The sequence below is a fragment of the Ulvibacterium sp. genome, from assembly GCF_028285715.1.
Taxonomy (GTDB): domain Bacteria; phylum Bacteroidota; class Bacteroidia; order Flavobacteriales; family Flavobacteriaceae; genus Ulvibacterium.
Map to the genome: position 1 here is coordinate 59445 of NZ_JANQOO010000014.1, position 16192 is coordinate 75636.

At 41.4% G+C, this 16192-nt stretch carries 14 protein-coding genes and 1 other RNA gene; 6 read left to right on the forward strand and 9 right to left on the reverse strand.

Annotated features, from left to right (window positions below; all coding sequences use genetic code 11):
- From ssrS to Q0993_RS06070, 4 genes are all read left to right on the forward strand, one after another.
- A non-coding RNA gene (ssrS, locus tag Q0993_RS06055) (6S RNA) lies at window positions 1-110 on the forward strand.
- A gap of 153 nt (window positions 111-263) precedes the next feature.
- Window positions 264-1832 carry a ribonuclease Y gene (gene rny / locus Q0993_RS06060; RefSeq protein WP_299530762.1) on the forward strand — a complete coding sequence of 523 codons (1569 nt, stop codon included), beginning with the start codon at window positions 264-266 and terminating at the stop codon, window positions 1830-1832.
- Window positions 1833-2057: 225 nt separating this feature from the next.
- Window positions 2058-2477: a CBS domain-containing protein gene (locus tag Q0993_RS06065; RefSeq protein WP_299530764.1), complete on the forward strand. Its 420-nt coding sequence runs from the start codon at window positions 2058-2060 to the stop codon at window positions 2475-2477.
- A 231-nt stretch (window positions 2478-2708) separates the two neighbouring features.
- Window positions 2709-5768 (forward strand): PVC-type heme-binding CxxCH protein, encoded by a 3060-nt coding sequence (locus Q0993_RS06070; protein ID WP_299530767.1) that lies wholly within the window; start codon window positions 2709-2711, stop codon window positions 5766-5768.
- 119 nt (window positions 5769-5887) lie between these two features.
- Here Q0993_RS06070 and Q0993_RS06075 read toward each other — a convergent pair whose 3' ends face one another.
- From Q0993_RS06075 to Q0993_RS06085, 3 genes are all read right to left on the reverse strand, one after another.
- Window positions 5888-6316 carry a cupin domain-containing protein gene (locus Q0993_RS06075; RefSeq protein ID WP_299530770.1) on the reverse strand — a complete coding sequence of 143 codons (429 nt, stop codon included), beginning with the start codon at window positions 6314-6316 and terminating at the stop codon, window positions 5888-5890.
- Between the two features lie 13 nt (window positions 6317-6329).
- Window positions 6330-6842 carry a cupin domain-containing protein gene (locus Q0993_RS06080; RefSeq protein ID WP_299530773.1) on the reverse strand — a complete coding sequence of 171 codons (513 nt, stop codon included), beginning with the start codon at window positions 6840-6842 and terminating at the stop codon, window positions 6330-6332.
- Between the two features lie 311 nt (window positions 6843-7153).
- On the reverse strand, window positions 7154-7447 hold the full coding sequence (locus Q0993_RS06085) for a helix-turn-helix domain-containing protein (RefSeq protein WP_299530792.1): 294 nt from the start codon (window positions 7445-7447) through the stop codon (window positions 7154-7156).
- 164 nt (window positions 7448-7611) lie between these two features.
- On the opposite strand from Q0993_RS06085, the gene Q0993_RS06090 reads away from it, so the two are divergent.
- Together Q0993_RS06090 and Q0993_RS06095 are read left to right on the forward strand one after the other, a co-directional pair.
- Window positions 7612-8379: a type 1 glutamine amidotransferase domain-containing protein gene (locus Q0993_RS06090; RefSeq protein ID WP_299530775.1), complete on the forward strand. Its 768-nt coding sequence runs from the start codon at window positions 7612-7614 to the stop codon at window positions 8377-8379.
- Between the two features lie 102 nt (window positions 8380-8481).
- A complete protein-coding gene (locus Q0993_RS06095; RefSeq protein ID WP_299530777.1) occupies window positions 8482-9111 on the forward strand; it encodes an NADPH-dependent F420 reductase in 630 nt (209 codons plus the stop codon).
- A gap of 117 nt (window positions 9112-9228) precedes the next feature.
- Here Q0993_RS06095 and mgrA read toward each other — a convergent pair whose 3' ends face one another.
- The 6 genes from mgrA to Q0993_RS06125 all read right to left on the reverse strand — a co-directional run bounded on the left by mgrA (window position 9229) and on the right by Q0993_RS06125 (window position 16136).
- Window positions 9229-10245 carry an L-glyceraldehyde 3-phosphate reductase gene (gene mgrA / locus Q0993_RS06100; protein ID WP_299530779.1) on the reverse strand — a complete coding sequence of 339 codons (1017 nt, stop codon included), beginning with the start codon at window positions 10243-10245 and terminating at the stop codon, window positions 9229-9231.
- 207 nt (window positions 10246-10452) lie between these two features.
- A complete protein-coding gene (gene rsgA / locus Q0993_RS06105; RefSeq protein WP_299530781.1) occupies window positions 10453-11520 on the reverse strand; it encodes a ribosome small subunit-dependent GTPase A in 1068 nt (355 codons plus the stop codon).
- Window positions 11521-11672: 152 nt separating this feature from the next.
- On the reverse strand, window positions 11673-12059 hold the full coding sequence (locus Q0993_RS06110; protein WP_299530783.1) for a VOC family protein: 387 nt from the start codon (window positions 12057-12059) through the stop codon (window positions 11673-11675).
- Between the two features lie 12 nt (window positions 12060-12071).
- Window positions 12072-12440, reverse strand: coding sequence for a DUF1801 domain-containing protein (locus Q0993_RS06115; protein ID WP_299530784.1), 369 nt, complete (start codon window positions 12438-12440; stop codon window positions 12072-12074).
- Window positions 12441-12484: 44 nt separating this feature from the next.
- Window positions 12485-13528 carry an alpha/beta fold hydrolase gene (locus tag Q0993_RS06120; RefSeq protein ID WP_299530786.1) on the reverse strand — a complete coding sequence of 348 codons (1044 nt, stop codon included), beginning with the start codon at window positions 13526-13528 and terminating at the stop codon, window positions 12485-12487.
- A 349-nt stretch (window positions 13529-13877) separates the two neighbouring features.
- Window positions 13878-16136: a DUF349 domain-containing protein gene (locus Q0993_RS06125; protein WP_299530788.1), complete on the reverse strand. Its 2259-nt coding sequence runs from the start codon at window positions 16134-16136 to the stop codon at window positions 13878-13880.
- Between the last annotated feature and the right edge of the window lie 56 nt (window positions 16137-16192).

Genomic DNA, 16192 nt, shown 5'->3' on the forward strand with positions numbered 1-16192 from the left:
ACTCAACACTAATTTGTTTAAAAAGGGTGAGTTTAGGTTGTAAAAGCAGGCCTTACTAGTATAAGGATCCTTGAGCAGCCTGTTAGCCCTAAACTTGTTTATAGGAGTTTGTACAAAACTTCTCCAATGTGGGCTTTTTTTATGTACAGCCCTATTTTGACGACAATGCAAACAAGCGTTAAAGTTGTAGGGCATATTGAATTTCGCCATCGGGCGAGCTCTGTTTTTATGTGAACGGATTAACAGTTTTAATTTTCGAACCTATGGATATCACCACGGCAATAATTACTGGAATCATTGGACTTATTGTAGGCTTTGTAATAGCCAAGTTTATGGAAAAAGGCAAGGCCTCCAAGACCATGGCCAATGCCAAAAGAGAGGCCGCATCGATTATTAAGGATGCCAAATTGGAGGGAGAGACCATCAAAAAAGATAAGATTTTCCAAGCCAAGGAGAAGTTCCTGGAACTTAAGGCAGAACATGAAAAGGTTATTATCAATAAAGACAAAAAAATAGCGGAAGCGGAAAAACGGACCCGTGACAAGGAGTCACAAGTAAGTAATGAGCTGGCAAAGAACAAAAAACTCAACGATCAACTTGAAAGGAAAATAAGGGATGTAGCGCATAAAACAGAGTTTTATGAAAAAAAGCAATCCGAGCTTGAAAAATTACATAAAAGTCAAGTTCAGCAATTGGAAGTTATTTCCGGTCTCTCTGCCGAAGAGGCGAAGAGCCAATTATTGGAATCCTTGAAAGAAACTGCCAAGACGGATGCTATGGCCTACATGCAGACCACTTTGGAAGAGGCAAAATTAACGGCGCAGCAGGAAGCGAAGAAGATTGTCATAAATACGATTCAAAGAATAGGTACGGAAGAAGCGGTGGAGAATTGCGTTTCCGTGTTTAACTTGGAATCCGATGATGTAAAAGGCCGGATTATTGGCAGGGAGGGTAGGAACATTAGGGCCTTGGAATCTGCCACTGGGGTTGAAATTATTGTAGATGATACCCCGGAGGCCATCATATTATCCTGTTTTGACTCTGTACGACGGGAAGTGGCAAGATTATCCCTGCATAAGTTAGTTACTGATGGTCGTATACATCCGGCACGAATTGAGGAAATCGTAAAAAAGACGGAAAAGCAAATCGAGCAGGAAATCGTAGAAGTCGGCAAGCGTACGGTCATAGATTTAGGAATCCACGGATTACATCCCGAATTAATAAAAGCCGTGGGAAGAATGAAGTATAGATCTTCCTATGGCCAGAATTTATTACAGCACTCTAGGGAGGTGGCCAAGCTCTGTGGCGTAATGGCCGCTGAATTAGGCCTTAACCCAAAATTAGCTAAGCGGGCGGGACTGTTGCATGATATAGGGAAAGTACCGAATACCGAAGCGGAAATAGAGACGCCACATGCCATTTTAGGGATGCAATGGGCCGAAAAATTTGGTGAAAAGTCAGATGTTTGCAATGCCATAGGCGCACACCACGACGAGATTGAAATGAAAACCCTCATATCTCCCATAGTTCAGGTATGCGATGCCATTAGCGGGGCAAGACCAGGTGCACGTAGGCAAGTACTGGACTCTTACATTCAAAGGCTCAAGGACTTGGAAGATATCGCCTTCGGTTTCGGAGGTGTTCAAAAAGCATATGCCATACAAGCAGGTAGGGAACTTCGTGTAATTGTGGAGAGTGAAAAAGTAAGTGACGACAAAGCCGCACAACTGTCTTTTGAAATTTCTCAAAAAATTCAGACGGACATGACTTATCCGGGGCAAGTGAAAATAACCGTAATTCGGGAAACCCGATCGGTAAACGTTGCCAAATAGGATAGGGCTTATACCAGACAAAGAAATCCCTTAAAAATATCTCCCTTTTTTCAGGAAACAGTTGAGCAACATTAACCCGTTAAGGATTTTTCCCTTAATCGGGTATTGGCATACTTTTTTGGGTTTTGCAAAAATATCGCTTCGCATCCCAAGGGTTAATGACTTTTATCATACTTTATAGGGGTTTTGAACTCTATCTTTAAAATGATTTTTAAACCCGAAGAGATGAAAAAGCAAACACCCGTATCGGTAATAATGACCAAGAACGTTATTACCCTAAATAATGAAGATAATTTGGAAACTGCGGAGCGTCTTTTCAAAAAGCACCGTATTAGGCATATTCCAGTAGTTTCTGGAGAAAATATCATAGGAATGTTAAGCTATACCGATCTTTTGCGGATTAGCTTTGCCGATGCCGTGGATGACGACGAAGAATATGTGGAAACTATGGTCTATAATATGTTTACGATTGGGCAGGTTATGGCCAAGTCCTTGATTAGTGTTTCCTCTACCGCTACGGTGCAGGACGTCGCGGAAATTCTATCCGATAGGGAATTTCATGCAATTCCCGTAGTTGACGATGGAAAATTAGTGGGAATAGTTACCACTACAGACCTGATTAATTATTTGCTTGAGCAATTTTAAGGGCCTCCTCGAATTTTTTGCGAACACCAAATGAGTACCCCAATGGAGCTACATTCTATGGTGAAATTATCATAACGGTCCAATATGTATTTTCGCACTTAATTATCCTAAGCTAAAGGAAAACATCGAAAGGTAATCGGATTTTACCTTTGTAATTCTTCTTTGATATTTTTCTATAACTTTATGGGATACACCGTATAAGGCTTATTAGAATTCTATCCTAAAGATATAATGGACATTAAAATACTCTTCTGGGTTCCGATTATAGTTTGTGTCTTCGGAATACACTCTTCATGCCAAAACAGAAAGCCAAACATCGATTTTGACAATCTTTCGGAAAGTGAAAAACGGAAACCTGAAAACGCCCTGTCCTCTATGAAAGTGGCGGAAGGTCTTCAACTGGAATTGTTCGCTTCGGAACCCTTGGTGGCCAATCCTACCAATTTAGCTATTGATGCGAGGGGTAGAGTATGGCTTTGTGAGGGTAGGAACTATAGATTGTTCGCCAACCCGGACAATACCTATGATGATGAGGGTGATCGTATCTTAATTTTGGAGGATACGGATGGAGATGGGGTGGCCGATACTACCAAGGTTTTTTATCAAGGGGAGGACGTTAATTCAGCCTTGGGTATAGCCGTGCTGGGAAACAAGGTCATTGTTTCCAAAAGCCCCAACGTTCTGGTCTTTACGGATGTGGATGGTGATGATAGACCTGATTCCAAGGAGATACTTTTTACCGGGATGGAGGGAGCAGATCATGATCATGGCGTACATGCATTTGTTTTTGGCCCTGATGGTAGATTGTATTTTAACTTTGGAAACAATGGTAAACAATTACTGGACAAAAACGGAAATCCCCTTAAGGACATCTATGGAAATACCATTAACGATTCAAAAGGTCCGTACCGGGAGGGCATGGCATTTCGATGTGAATTGGATGGTTCCAATATAGAAGTATTGGGACATAACTTTAGAAACCCCTACGAGGTTACCGTGGATTCCTATGGAGGTCTTTGGCAGTCGGACAATGATGACGATGGCAATAGGGGTACCCGTATCAATTATCTGATGGAGTATGGGAACTACGGGTTTAAAGACCTTTTGACCGGTGAAAATTGGCGAGAACGTAGGACGGGTTGGCATGATGAAGTTCCGAAACGACATTGGCATTTGAACGATCCGGGCTCTGTTCCTAATTTGCTGCAAACCGGTTCGGGTTCCCCTTGCGGCATTCTAGTTTATGAGGATAGGCTCCTACCTGAACAATATCACAATCAATTGATACATGCCGAGCCGGGTCATAATGTGGTCAGGTCCTACATCTTGGAAGAGAACGGGGCCGGCTACAGCGCTAAGATACAGGAGTTGGTGAAGAGCAGGGATGATTGGTTTAGACCTGATGACGTTGCAGTCGCTCCAGATGGATCACTATTTATCTCGGATTGGTACGATGGTGGGGTAGGCGGCCATAAGGCGGAGGACATTGTTCGGGGTAGGGTGTACCATCTTTCTGTTAAAGATGGATATAAACCTCCTAAATTCGATTTTAAAACCGCAAAAGGGGCGGAAGCCGCACTGCTATCCGATAATATGGACGCGTTTTATCAAGCATGGCAAAAGTTACATTCCATGCAAGAGGAGGCCGAACCCATTTTGGAGAGACTTATAGCCCAAGGAGGCCTCGCAAAAGCAAGGGCACTATGGCTTGGTGCGCAAATCAATTCCAAGACCGAGGATTATGTGGAATTGGCACTGGCGGACACCGATTCCAAATACAGGGTACAGGGTATACGTATGGCACGGTATCTTTTAAGAAATAAACTAGAGGCCTATCTAAGCCAAATGGTGAACGATGCTTCCATGCAGGTCAGGAGGGAAGTTGCCATTGCCTTACGGCATTTGGGCACTTCAAAGGCAGCTGGTCTTTGGGCGCAACTTGCCGAACAATATCAAGGCGGGGATCGCTGGTATTTGGAGGCCTTGGGAATTGGTTCGGATATCTATCCCAATCTGTACTTCAATGCTTGGAAATCCGTTATTGGAGCAAATTGGAAAAATATTGCAGGCTGGGAAATCGTATGGCGCACAAGAGCGGATGACTCTGTTCCGATGCTTGCGGAGATGATTCAAAATAAGGAGGTTTCCAAAGAGGTTCTACCTTCTTATTTCCGGGCATTCGCCTTTAAGAAACACCCAAAAAAGAACGATTTAATATTGGATCTTTTGAAAATTGAGCATCCATTACACAATCAAATTAGCGCACTGGCCATCGGACAGCTTGATGAGGATTTTGTCAATAGTTCTCGGCAACATATAGGAATCGTCAAAAGTGTTCTACCCAAAATTGAAGGTACCCCAGAGTGGTTAATGGCCGTCGAAAACCTAGGACTAAAAGATCAAAAAGAACCTTTGTTACGTTTGGTGTCCAATACTGAGGCGGAAGACGACTTGCGAAAGGAAGCGGCCGGAGTGTTGTTTGATTACGGAGGTGAGAAAATGATAATGGGTCATTTGAAATCCGGTATAGAAGAATCAAAAAAGATGGAACTTCTAGGTATAATCGGAAATATCAATAATTCTTTGGCAATTGGAATGCTGGTTGAAAGTCTGGATGAGGAAGAATTTGAGGGTCCTCTCAAAAAAAGGGTGGTGGAAGGTTTGGGAAATACCTGGGAAGGACGGCATAAATTATACGAAATGCTTCAGAATGATGATTTGGCCGAGGCATATAGAACTACCGCCGTGCTTAAACTGATGAACAGCTGGGACGCTGAAATTCGTGCCAATGTACCAAAGTATTTAACCGGGGACGAAACGGGCGAATGGAATATCGAAACGTTAATCGAACAAAAAGGAGATGCATTGGCGGGCAAGGAAATTTACGGAACCTATTGCAGTTCATGTCACATGGCCGGTACTATGGGAATAGAATTTGGACCTGCATTGACGGACATAGGAAATAAACTTTCCAAGCAATCCTTATATTCCAGCATTATTTATCCAAGTGCGGGAATTAATTTTGGTTACGAGGGATATACCGCTAAAATGAAGGATGGCAAGACCTATGTTGGATACATCCTGAGTCAGACAGAAGATGAACTTACCTTAAAAATGATGGGAGGCACCCAGAAGACAATTCAAGCGGCCAATATTGAAGAATTGAAAGCTATGGACCAATCCCTAATGACCAAGGGGCTTCACAAAGTAATGTCCCAGGAGGACTTGATAAATCTTGTTGAATATCTAACAACGCTAAAAGTTGAGGAGGAGATTGTGGCATCCAACTAAAAACTGCGACCAGCCCTAAGCGAAGGTAGTGAGGAAATCTTTTTGGAACATAGCATACGGTATATTCCATAATCCCTGGTTTTCATCCTGAGACGAATGAATACATGGAGTTGTTGAATTCAGTTTTTTGTTTTCTTTTTTACCGTAATGGGAACGTCCTTGGCTCCCGCGTAGAAGACGATAATCTCTGCTGGTTCGGTACCTTCGTTTTTCCCATAGTGAAAAGTATTCACCAATTCCACAATGGGATCTCCAGCTCTTAAATACAGGGTATTGTTGTTTTCATCCACTACTGTTAGCTCTCCGCTAAGCAATACACCAGCATTAATTACAAGATGTTCATGTGTCGGTAATTTTGTCTGAGGGGGAATCGTATATTTTAAGATTTTTATTTGAGGAGGACCTTCGGGATATTTAGGAAGTTTATTTCCGTCCCAACTCTGGTCCGTGTCCACTAAAGTAAGTACCGCTATTGTTCTAGGGCCGTTTTCACGACAGGAAAACACCAGGATACCTATACAAAGTAAAAAGGTAAAGACTTTTGCCATATCATATCAAAATTTATTGTGAATTATATCTCGTAAACTTGGTTATGATTTCACGATGTTGTGGAAATTGGGATAGTAAATTTTGTCGATCGGCAAGGACAAAGTCCTCAAAATCAAATCCTGGCGAAACATTACATCCCACTAGGGCATATGCCCCCTTGTTAAATGTCTCTGCGGAAAACCAATATCCTCCGGGTACAACAAACTGCGGTCGCTCCCCCTTGCCAAAATCATTGCCGATTCGCACATTGGAGTAGTCCCCATTCGGCGCAATCATATGTAGTTCTATAGGTGAGCCTTTGTAAAAGTGCCAAATTTCGTCTTGTTGAATTTTATGGAAGGCTGAAAACGCTTTGTAAGTAAGGAGAAAATAGATGCTGGTAGCATAGTTCCGTATGCTGGAATAAGCACCACCTAAATTCTCTAGGTTTATGGTACCCTCACTCCTATAAACCTCCTTAAAATAACCGCCCTCTGGATGGGGTTTTAAATCCAGATTTTGGACAATTTCGTCAACTTCTTCCATTTTAGTTTTATAATGTTTGTATTCCACTACTTGATATAAACCGTTATTGATTTTACGTGGAGTAGTTAGGTAAAAATATGGGAATTTTCAACATCCTTTTAAGGTTTTGCATTTTTCTGATCAATTACCAAATATACGTTCTTCACGAACAATACACGGGTTAGTTCTATAATCTAATCCAGGAGAACAAGTTGTTCGTTTATAGTGAACCGTAATTTTTCGGGATGAGGTTCCTTACCACTTAAAAAGGATACTCCTCCAAGCTGAAATCTGCACAAGATAGATTTTCGCAGCATACCAAGGATGTTGTTTTATTTTGTGGGTATCCCCGACTTTTTCATCAGCTCAAGTCCATAATTCCTGATTGTTTCTATAATGGGAATAGCGGTTTGGCCTTTTGGCGTTATGGAATACTCTACCTTCGGTGGGACTACGGGATAAACCTTCCGATGTACAAAACCCTCTGCTTCCAGCTGTCGTAATTGGGAAGTCAACATTTTGTCCGTTATATGGGGAATATCTTTGCGTAACTCACCAAATCGCATTACCCTATCTTTTAAGCGCCATAAAATAGGCATCTTCCAAGTACCGCCAATTCTGTCCATGGCGAACTCAACGGGGTTATAGTAGAGTTTATTGTTATATAAGAACTCTGGCATAAATAATTGTTTTCATAATACTATCCTAAAAGTTAGTACCTCTCCATTAGGTAAGTATATTGCTAAAGGTAAGTATTACCCCTAAATTTGATCGATCAAAAGATAAAAAAATGGCAAATTCAATCAAAGAGATACAAGCTTACGTCCATTCCCATGGCATGCCGACCAAAGGTAAAATTTTGATGGTGGCAAGCAGCCCCACAATTTCAGAACAAACCGGATGGCCTATTGGCTTTTGGGCTGCCGAATTTACGCATCCATTATATGTTTTTCAGGAGTCGGGATATGAGGTAGATTTGGCTTCTACGGAAGGAGGTAAAATAGAAATGGACTCCTATTCAGATCCTACCGATTCAAGCGGTTACTCCTCCCAAGATATTATCTCATTAGGATATATGCAATTGGATTGGTTCAACAAAATGTTGGAGAATACCAAAAAGCTTTCGGAAGTTCATCTAGATGATTATGAGGCGGTTTTCCTTGTGGGTGGGCAGGGACCTATGTACACGTATAAGGGAAACAAAGCATTGGAGGACCTCTTTGTAGGTTTTTATGAAGCCGGAAAACCTAGCGCGGTAGTTTGCCATGCCACCACTTTGTTATTGGAGGTCAAGACCGGAAAGGGAAGACTTTTGGTAGAAGATAAAACGTGGACCGGCTTTTCCGATGCAGAGGAAAACTATGCCGACGAGGCGGTGGGTCAAAAAATACAACCCTACCGAATCGAGGAGGAGGCCCAAAAAATTTCAAATACCCATTTTAAGGTTGCGGTACCTTTTTCTTCTTATGCCATTGCAGATGGGAATTTAATAACGGGGCAACAGCAAAACTCCGGTGCAGCCGCGGCAAGACTTGTAGTAGCACAGTTGGATGGATAGTAGGCCATATATTTAAGGACGGGGATGACTGGATTAATCTCTCGAATTGGGTAACTTTATTCAATATCCGGCTCTATCCAAGCTGGAAAAAAATGAACACCTATGAAATTGGCATTTATCGGAATTGGTAATGTAGGGTTTGCATTGGCCGACAACCTACAAAAAAAAGGGCACGACATTATCATTGCCCACGACAATGTAAAAAGTTCGAGTGTCCAGTTGGCCAAACAGAAAAACCCTAAGTTTAACGCCTTGCCCCTTCAAGAAGCGGTGAATGCATCCGATCTTGTGTTTTTAGCCACACCCTTTGGAATCAATCAATCAATTCTGGAGCCTTTACAATTTCATGGAAAAACCTTAATAGACTGTACCAATCCCGTTGGAGCAGGAATCTCCCATGGATTGGAAAGCAAAACATCGGGTGCCGAGAAAGTACAGGAATGGGCACCGGATGCCAAAGTTGTAAAATCCTATACCATCTATGGCTATGAGAACTTAATACATGCCAACTTTCCGAATTACAATGTCAAGCCCGTAATGCTTATTGCAGGAGATTATAATGAGGCCAAGGAACAGGTCTTTCCCCTAAATTCCGATATGGGCTTCGAGACCTTGGATGTCGGTGGTTTATCGCAAGCCCTGCATTTGGAGCACATGACCTTATTATGGGTGAAAATGGTAAGGGCTAATGGGCATCATCCAAACTTTACTTGGGCTTATCTGGAGCGCTAGCCTTTACAGAGAATTGGGTATTGCGCGGAGAAGGTACCTCCACTCATGTGGTGTGCCATAAAGGTAGTTGTTGCCCGCTATTCTCTTCTATTTTTATGCCAAATAACGTATACTGTATTACGGACGGATAATTTTTTCAATTTCGTTTAACTCCTCTTGGGAGAATTCCAAATTCTCGGTAGTCTCTATGTTGTCCAACATTTGTTTGGGGCTACTGACGCCTACCAACACGGAGGTTATCCGCTCATCTTTTAGCAACCAGGCAATCGCCATTTGTGCCATACTTTGTCCTCTTTCCTGTGCAATTGCGTTCAATCGCTGAACTTTGTCGACCAGTTCCTCGGTTATTTTTTCTTTCTGAAGATACCTCCCGTCTTTAACAGCCCTGGACCCCTCCGGAATTCCTTTTAAATATTTATTGGTAAGGATACCTTGCTCCAATGGGGAAAATGCTATGGCACCGGTACCCTGTCTGCCCAGCTCATCCAACAAACCATTTTCCACCCATCTGTCCATCATGCTATAGCGGGGCTGGTGAATACATAATTTGGTACCCATCTGCTCCAGAATTTCCGCCGCTTGGCGCGTGAGCTCTGCGGGATATTGGGAAACTCCTACGTAAAGGGCCTTGCCCTGTTGTACGATTTGATGTAATGCCCCCATGGTTTCTTCCAAAGGAGTTTCGGGATCGGGTCTATGATGGTAAAAAATATCAACATAATCCAGGTCCATTCGTTTTAAACTTTGATCTAGACTGGCGATCAGGTATTTTTTGGAACCGAAGTTTCCATACGGCCCAGGCCACATATCCCAACCAGCTTTGCTTGAAATAATAAGTTCATCGCGATACGGCCGAAAATCCTTTTCAAAGATTCGCCCAAAATTTTCTTCTGCTGCACCATATGGAGGTCCGTAGTTGTTCGCCAGGTCGAAGTGGGTTATCCCATGGTCAAAAGCGGTTCTTAAAATTTCCCTTGCGTTGGTAAAGTCGTCCGCGTGGCCAAAATTGTGCCATAGGCCTACCGAAATAGCCGGCAGCAAAAGCCCACTTTTACCGCAACGGCGATACGGCATATGGTCATAACGACTTTCCTTGGCCGCATAATTTCCTATTGATTGATTGTCAAAACCCATTGGTAAATATATTTATATAGTAGTTCGTCAACGTCTTAAAACATAAAAACCCTTCCTCAATATCAGGTTAGGGTTACCGGTGTAAGATAGGCTAAATCAGCGAGTACTTCAACTATTCTTTCCCTATAGTTTTAGTATCCATTTTCGAAAGTCTTTCTAATTTTTCAAATTTGGTCATAGCTAAAGTATTGTGCCCCTACAGTGCGCTTAGTATTTAGTCCGCTTTCTTTGCTTCTTTACCTGTTTCACTAGTTTTCCAAAACTTTTGTCCCTCTTTTTCTTTTCAAGGACACTTGATTCAAAATGAAATTTTTCCCTTTCAATTTTTTGAAAATTGGCATAAGAATTATAGTCTATTTCTCCATTTTCTAGGGCTTCCAATACGGCACATCCCTTTTCATGGGTATGAGTGCAGTCTTTGAACCTACAGTTTTGGGCGTATTCAAAAATTGTTTCAAAAGTAATTTCCAATCCGTCTGACAAATCCGAAATTCCAACCTCTCTCATTCCAGGGTTATCTATAAGTATGCCACCATTCTTCAACACAACCAGTTCCCGGTGACTCGTTATATGCCTCCCTTTGTTAATACTATTACTTATAGGGCCGGTCTTCATTACGGATTTTCCTGAAATATGGTTTAGCAATGTGGATTTGCCTACTCCCGAGGAGCCAAGGAGGCAATAAGTTTTCCCTTTTTGGATAATTTGATTCAGAGAGTCATATCCATGGGTCATTTGGTTACTAACCGAGACTATGGGAATGTCCTTTATTCGTTGTTTGATGCGATGTAAGACATTTTCCAAATCGAATCCAGGTAATAGATCAATTTTACTCAAAATGATAATCGGTTCAACTTTTGAAGCGTTACAGATCGTTAAATAGCGTTCCAAGCGATTTATGTTAAAATCCCGGTCAACGGCCTGTACAATCAATCCAAAATCGATGTTCGTCGCGATTATTTGTACTTCTCCTTTTTTGCCTACGGCCTGCCTTTCCAAAATGGAAGTTCTTGGATATACTGCCCTAATCAATGCCTTATTATCATCATATTGGGAAAAGGCCACCCAGTCCCCAACCGCAGGTAGGTCATATCTATTCTCCGCGGTAAACCTTAAATTACCCAAAATTTCGGCATCAAATTCAGTTGTCGGGGTTTTTACAAGGTAACGTTCCTTACGTTCGGAAATGACCCTTCCTACTTCAAACGAATCTAAATTTTGGTCGAATTTAAATTGCTCCAAAACTTCACGGTAACCTAAATCTTGAAGTGTCATGGTGTTTTGCATTAGACGATCCAGTCCCGCGTATGCTTTTCACGAGAAATTCAATGGGTTTAAGAAACGAAATAGAGTAGGTTCAAAGTTAAGATTTTTGAAACAGGGAAACGTAACAAAACTTTGAAAGGAAATTGATTTTGTACGCTAGTTTATTCAGTAAGTTCAATATGGTTTCCTTCCGGGTCGGAAACAACACTTTCATAATAGCCATCTCCCGTGGTCCTTGGCTCTCCAATAATCTCAAATCCATCATTTCTTAAGACTTCGGTAAGCTGGTCAACTTTATCCTTGCTTCCTATTGAAATTGCAAAGTGCGCCTGTCCGTTCATCAATCCTTTGCCTCCCATATGCCCTGGAATGTCTGGCCTATGCATTAATTCAATCCTTGCTCCACCTTTGAACGAAAGAAAATACGATGAAAACCGTTTTTTGTGATTTACATACTTTGTATTGGATTTCATGTTGAAATAAGTAACATAAAAATCCTTCATCAACTCCAGATTTTGGACCCATAGGGCCAAGTGTTCTATTTTCATGTAGCTTTAATGTCATTTTAACTTAACAACTCCACTTTTGTATAAATCCAGTGCCTTATTCATAATCAAATCGATGGTATGGATAGGCAAATCTTCCTCTGGATTTACCCTAAAAATTTTCATCCGAGATCGATTGCCTGTTTCCAATTTGGGATGATGTAGGTGCTTTCCTTCTACCATAAGAAAATAGGGTTCTTTACTTTTTTTATCCACCCATAAATAACAGAAAGCCTTCTGCCGATAACAAAAACAAGGCATTCCGTATTTCCGGGTTTCCGCGATTTGGTTATCCAGCTTAAGAACCATATCCCGCATGGCCAATAAGCAGCTTTTATTGGGTTCTGGTTGGTCAAAATAGAAGTTGTTCGTATCGTTTTCCATTTTTTGGTATCATATCAGTGGAAACAAACTTGGGTTTATCCGTTTTATTCATGGGATATCAAATTTTTAACAACCTCATATTGCCTTTCTACAACTGATTGATTATGACCATGTGCGGCATTGGTTACCAAAAAATAAGTTTTATCGGGCGCAACTATTTTGTCAAAGTACGGTTTGTTGACCTCCTTTGCGGTAAGTATATCATTTTCCCCTTGAATAAGATATACCGGAATTTTAAACTCCGTCCCGGAAATTTTGAAATCAATATCCGACACCATAGACTTTATCCCAAGTTTATGATGGCCAACAAAATGAACAAATGAATAATCATCCCCGTCATATCTATGTTTACTATCTTTTTCATTGTCATATTCAGGAGCCAGCCCAAACCAAGTGGTTGGGGCCGGAGTCGAGTTCTCCCGTTCATACTTTTTGATGACCCGTAGCAGTTGGCCATAGTTTTTTGCACTGGTATATGGAGGTTTTCCGAGCGATTCGAGTTTTTTTAACGAATCCATATCATTCGAGTTTTTCACCATTTCGTACACTGTTAGGTATGCATAATCAATGTTTTCGGAGAAATTGACAAATTGGGCATGCCCCACATAAGCATAAAAAAGCTCAGGATTACTTAAGGCCATTTCGGTACCAAGAATGGAACCCCACGATGTACCTATCAGTATTAGTTTCTCTTTATTTAAAAGTTGTATGAGGTATTGGGCAAGTGCAATACCGTCTTGAGTCATTTGTTTTACAGTCAAGGGATTTTCTATCCAATACGTTTCATCCGCCCCTACCGGGATATTTCGCCCGTAGGTCCTTCCTGCACCCCTTTGATCCCAATTGACCAAAACAAAATCATCTTCCCATTGCTTGTACATCATGTTATTGTATTGGCTCATAGTGCTACCTGGACCACCATGAACAAAAAGTACAACAGGTTTGGACCTATCTTTTCCATGTATGGTAATCCACTGCTCTATTCCCCCTAAGGATATAAACCTTTCTTCATTTATGGATATATTTTGTGCGGTGGAAAGCTTTATTAATAGCGAAAAGATGGAAAATAGCAGAATGGTATTTTTCATAGGAAAGGATACGGTTTGGTTTATTTTTTGGACTACAATTTGGTTCTTTCGTTACATATCAATGTAGCTTTCATATAGGACGGGAAATAGGAAAATGAAGGATAGGCAATATTTTGATTTCGGAGAGTTTGCCGAAATTAAGGGGCGCTATGAAGGCGATCAGTCCCTTGAATTGCCTTTTGGTATTTAAACAGCAAAAAAACACTCGAGTACTGGGGAAGTCTATCGGTATTTGGAAATAGACCAGAATTTGATGGTTTTTTGTTATCAATTGTCCGTCCCTTTAATTGGGTTTCTATAGGGCTTCGCGAAAATTCAGTTTGGCTGAATACAACCTGGAATCACATCGTCACTCTTCCTCACTTGAATCATTTCTTTCCTCAACATCTTTGTTTAAGTTGTTTTCCATGATGTTCAATTTTTTTAGTTTGGCCTTCCATGTAGCCAAGGTCTCTTTTTGGTGCTCTACCTTTCTGATAACCTCTTGTACTACCGGACTGTCACCCGATGCATTGGAAAAGAACAAAAGGTTATTCTCTAATTGCCGTATCTCGTTTTTACTATCGTCTATTTTTTTACGGATAAAGGAGCGTTCATTGGAAATGGCCCGTCCATCGTCCTTACGGGCCAATTGCTGTATTTTGTTACCATATTTTAGAAGCTCTGCCTCCTGATGGCTAACATCCATTTTCCTTAGGATGGCATCCAATATTTTATTAAACCGCTGGTTTATATTTTTCTTGTTGAAGGGCACCCTTCCATAAGATTTCCATTCGTTAATAAAGGACTTTAGGACGCTGAGATTTTGCTCTCGGTCCTTGGTAAGCTCAAAGGCCTTTAATCGCTCGATGCAGTCTTCTTTTTTGGCCAAATTTTCAACTTCTTCCTTATGAGCTTTGTTTTTTAAGGCGTGAAGACGGTCAAAATAGTGGTTACAGGCATTTTTGAAGTCTTTCCAGATTTTGTCGGAATACTTTCGTGGTACGTGTCCAATTCTTTTCCACTCACTTTGTATGCGTTTCATTTCCTGGGTAGTGCTATCCCAATCCTCGCTGTCCTTTAGCGATAGGGCCAATTCCAGAAGTTTTCGTTTTTTCTCCAGATTGTCGTGCTGCTCTTTTTTTAGATTCTTATAGTAGGCATTCTTATTCCTATTAAATTGTCGTACCGCATCCTTGAAGGAAGCCCAAGTTTCCTCATTAACCTGTTGTGGAACCTTACCTGCTTTAAAAAAATCTTCCCGTAAATTCTCCACCTGCCGTATCTGTTGTTGTAAGGCTTTATGGTTATTGGCCACATGTGTGCTTATGTCCAATATGGAAGCAATGATTTCCCTTTTTTTATCCAGGTTTTTTTCATACTGCTTGTCCAGTTCCTTATAGTGGTCCTGTCTCCTTTGGTGCAATGCCTTTGTGGCATTACTGAATCGCTCCCAGATTTCCTCCCGGTGTTCCTTACCTACCGGACCAATATCTTCCTTCCATATTTTATGGAGGGTCTGTAGCTCTTGAAAGGCCTTGCCCAAATCCTTTTCCTGTGCCAAGCCCTCTGCACGTTCCACGATTTTTTGCTTCTCCTCAAAATTATGCTTAAAGTCCAGATCTCGTAATTCCCTATTCAAGTGTAGAAAATCGTAGAAAATCTCCAAATGGTGGTGATAAGTCCGCCAAACATCGTTATAATGTGTTCGGGGAATGGCTCCTGCATTGCGCCACTTTTCCTGGATTACCTTAAAGGTCTTGTAGGTGGTATTCATGTCTTCCTCTACGTTCATTAGACCCTTAAGTTCTTCTATTATTTCCAACCGTATGGCCAGATTATCCTTTAAATTCTTTTCAAGGTTTTTGTAATAAAGGTTCCTCTTTTCTCGATAGTCCGTATAGACTTCATTAAACTGCCTTTTGGTGACGGAATTATATCTAAAATCTATTTCGTTTCCACCATTGGCAACAAACTCTTCCTTTTTGTGTTCCAGAAATTCTTGAAACTTCAGGTCAAATTCATATTTAATACCGTCAACATGTTTTTTTATGGCCTGGACCTTTTCATTCCGTACCAATCTTTGTAGTTCACCTACAAGGTTTTCCATGGACATGGAATGATAATCCAGTATGGGGATATGATGCCGCTGATGATTGTCTTTGTCCTCTGCATCCTCTGCATTGGATTCTTCAATCTCCTCCAAAACGTCTTCATCCTTGGGTTTTTCCGATTTGGTCTGCTCGGACACAGCACTCTCTACACTCGCATCTTCCATGGATTTAGTCTCGGTCTCTTTCATCGAAACCGACTGGTCCATTTCTTCGGTAACATCTTCATCACCAGGCTTTTCAATTTCGGCCGGTTCCGAGGCTATGGTTTCCGTATTCGTATCTTCTTTGGATTTGGTCTCGGTCTCTTTCATCGAAACCGACTTGTCCATTTCTTCGGTAACATCTTCATCACCAGGCTTTTCAATTTCGGCCGGTTCCGAGGCTACGGTTTCCATATTCGTATCTTCTTTGGATTTGGTCTCAGTGCTTTTCTCCGGTTTTGATGATGTTCCGGTAGTTTCTGAGAAATCTTCCTCTACATTTTCCTGTAGTTCCTGGTCTTTCCCTTCCAACATGGTCAATAGTTTTGGGTTTTGCAAACAATTGCTATGGTTAAGATACTAACAACCTG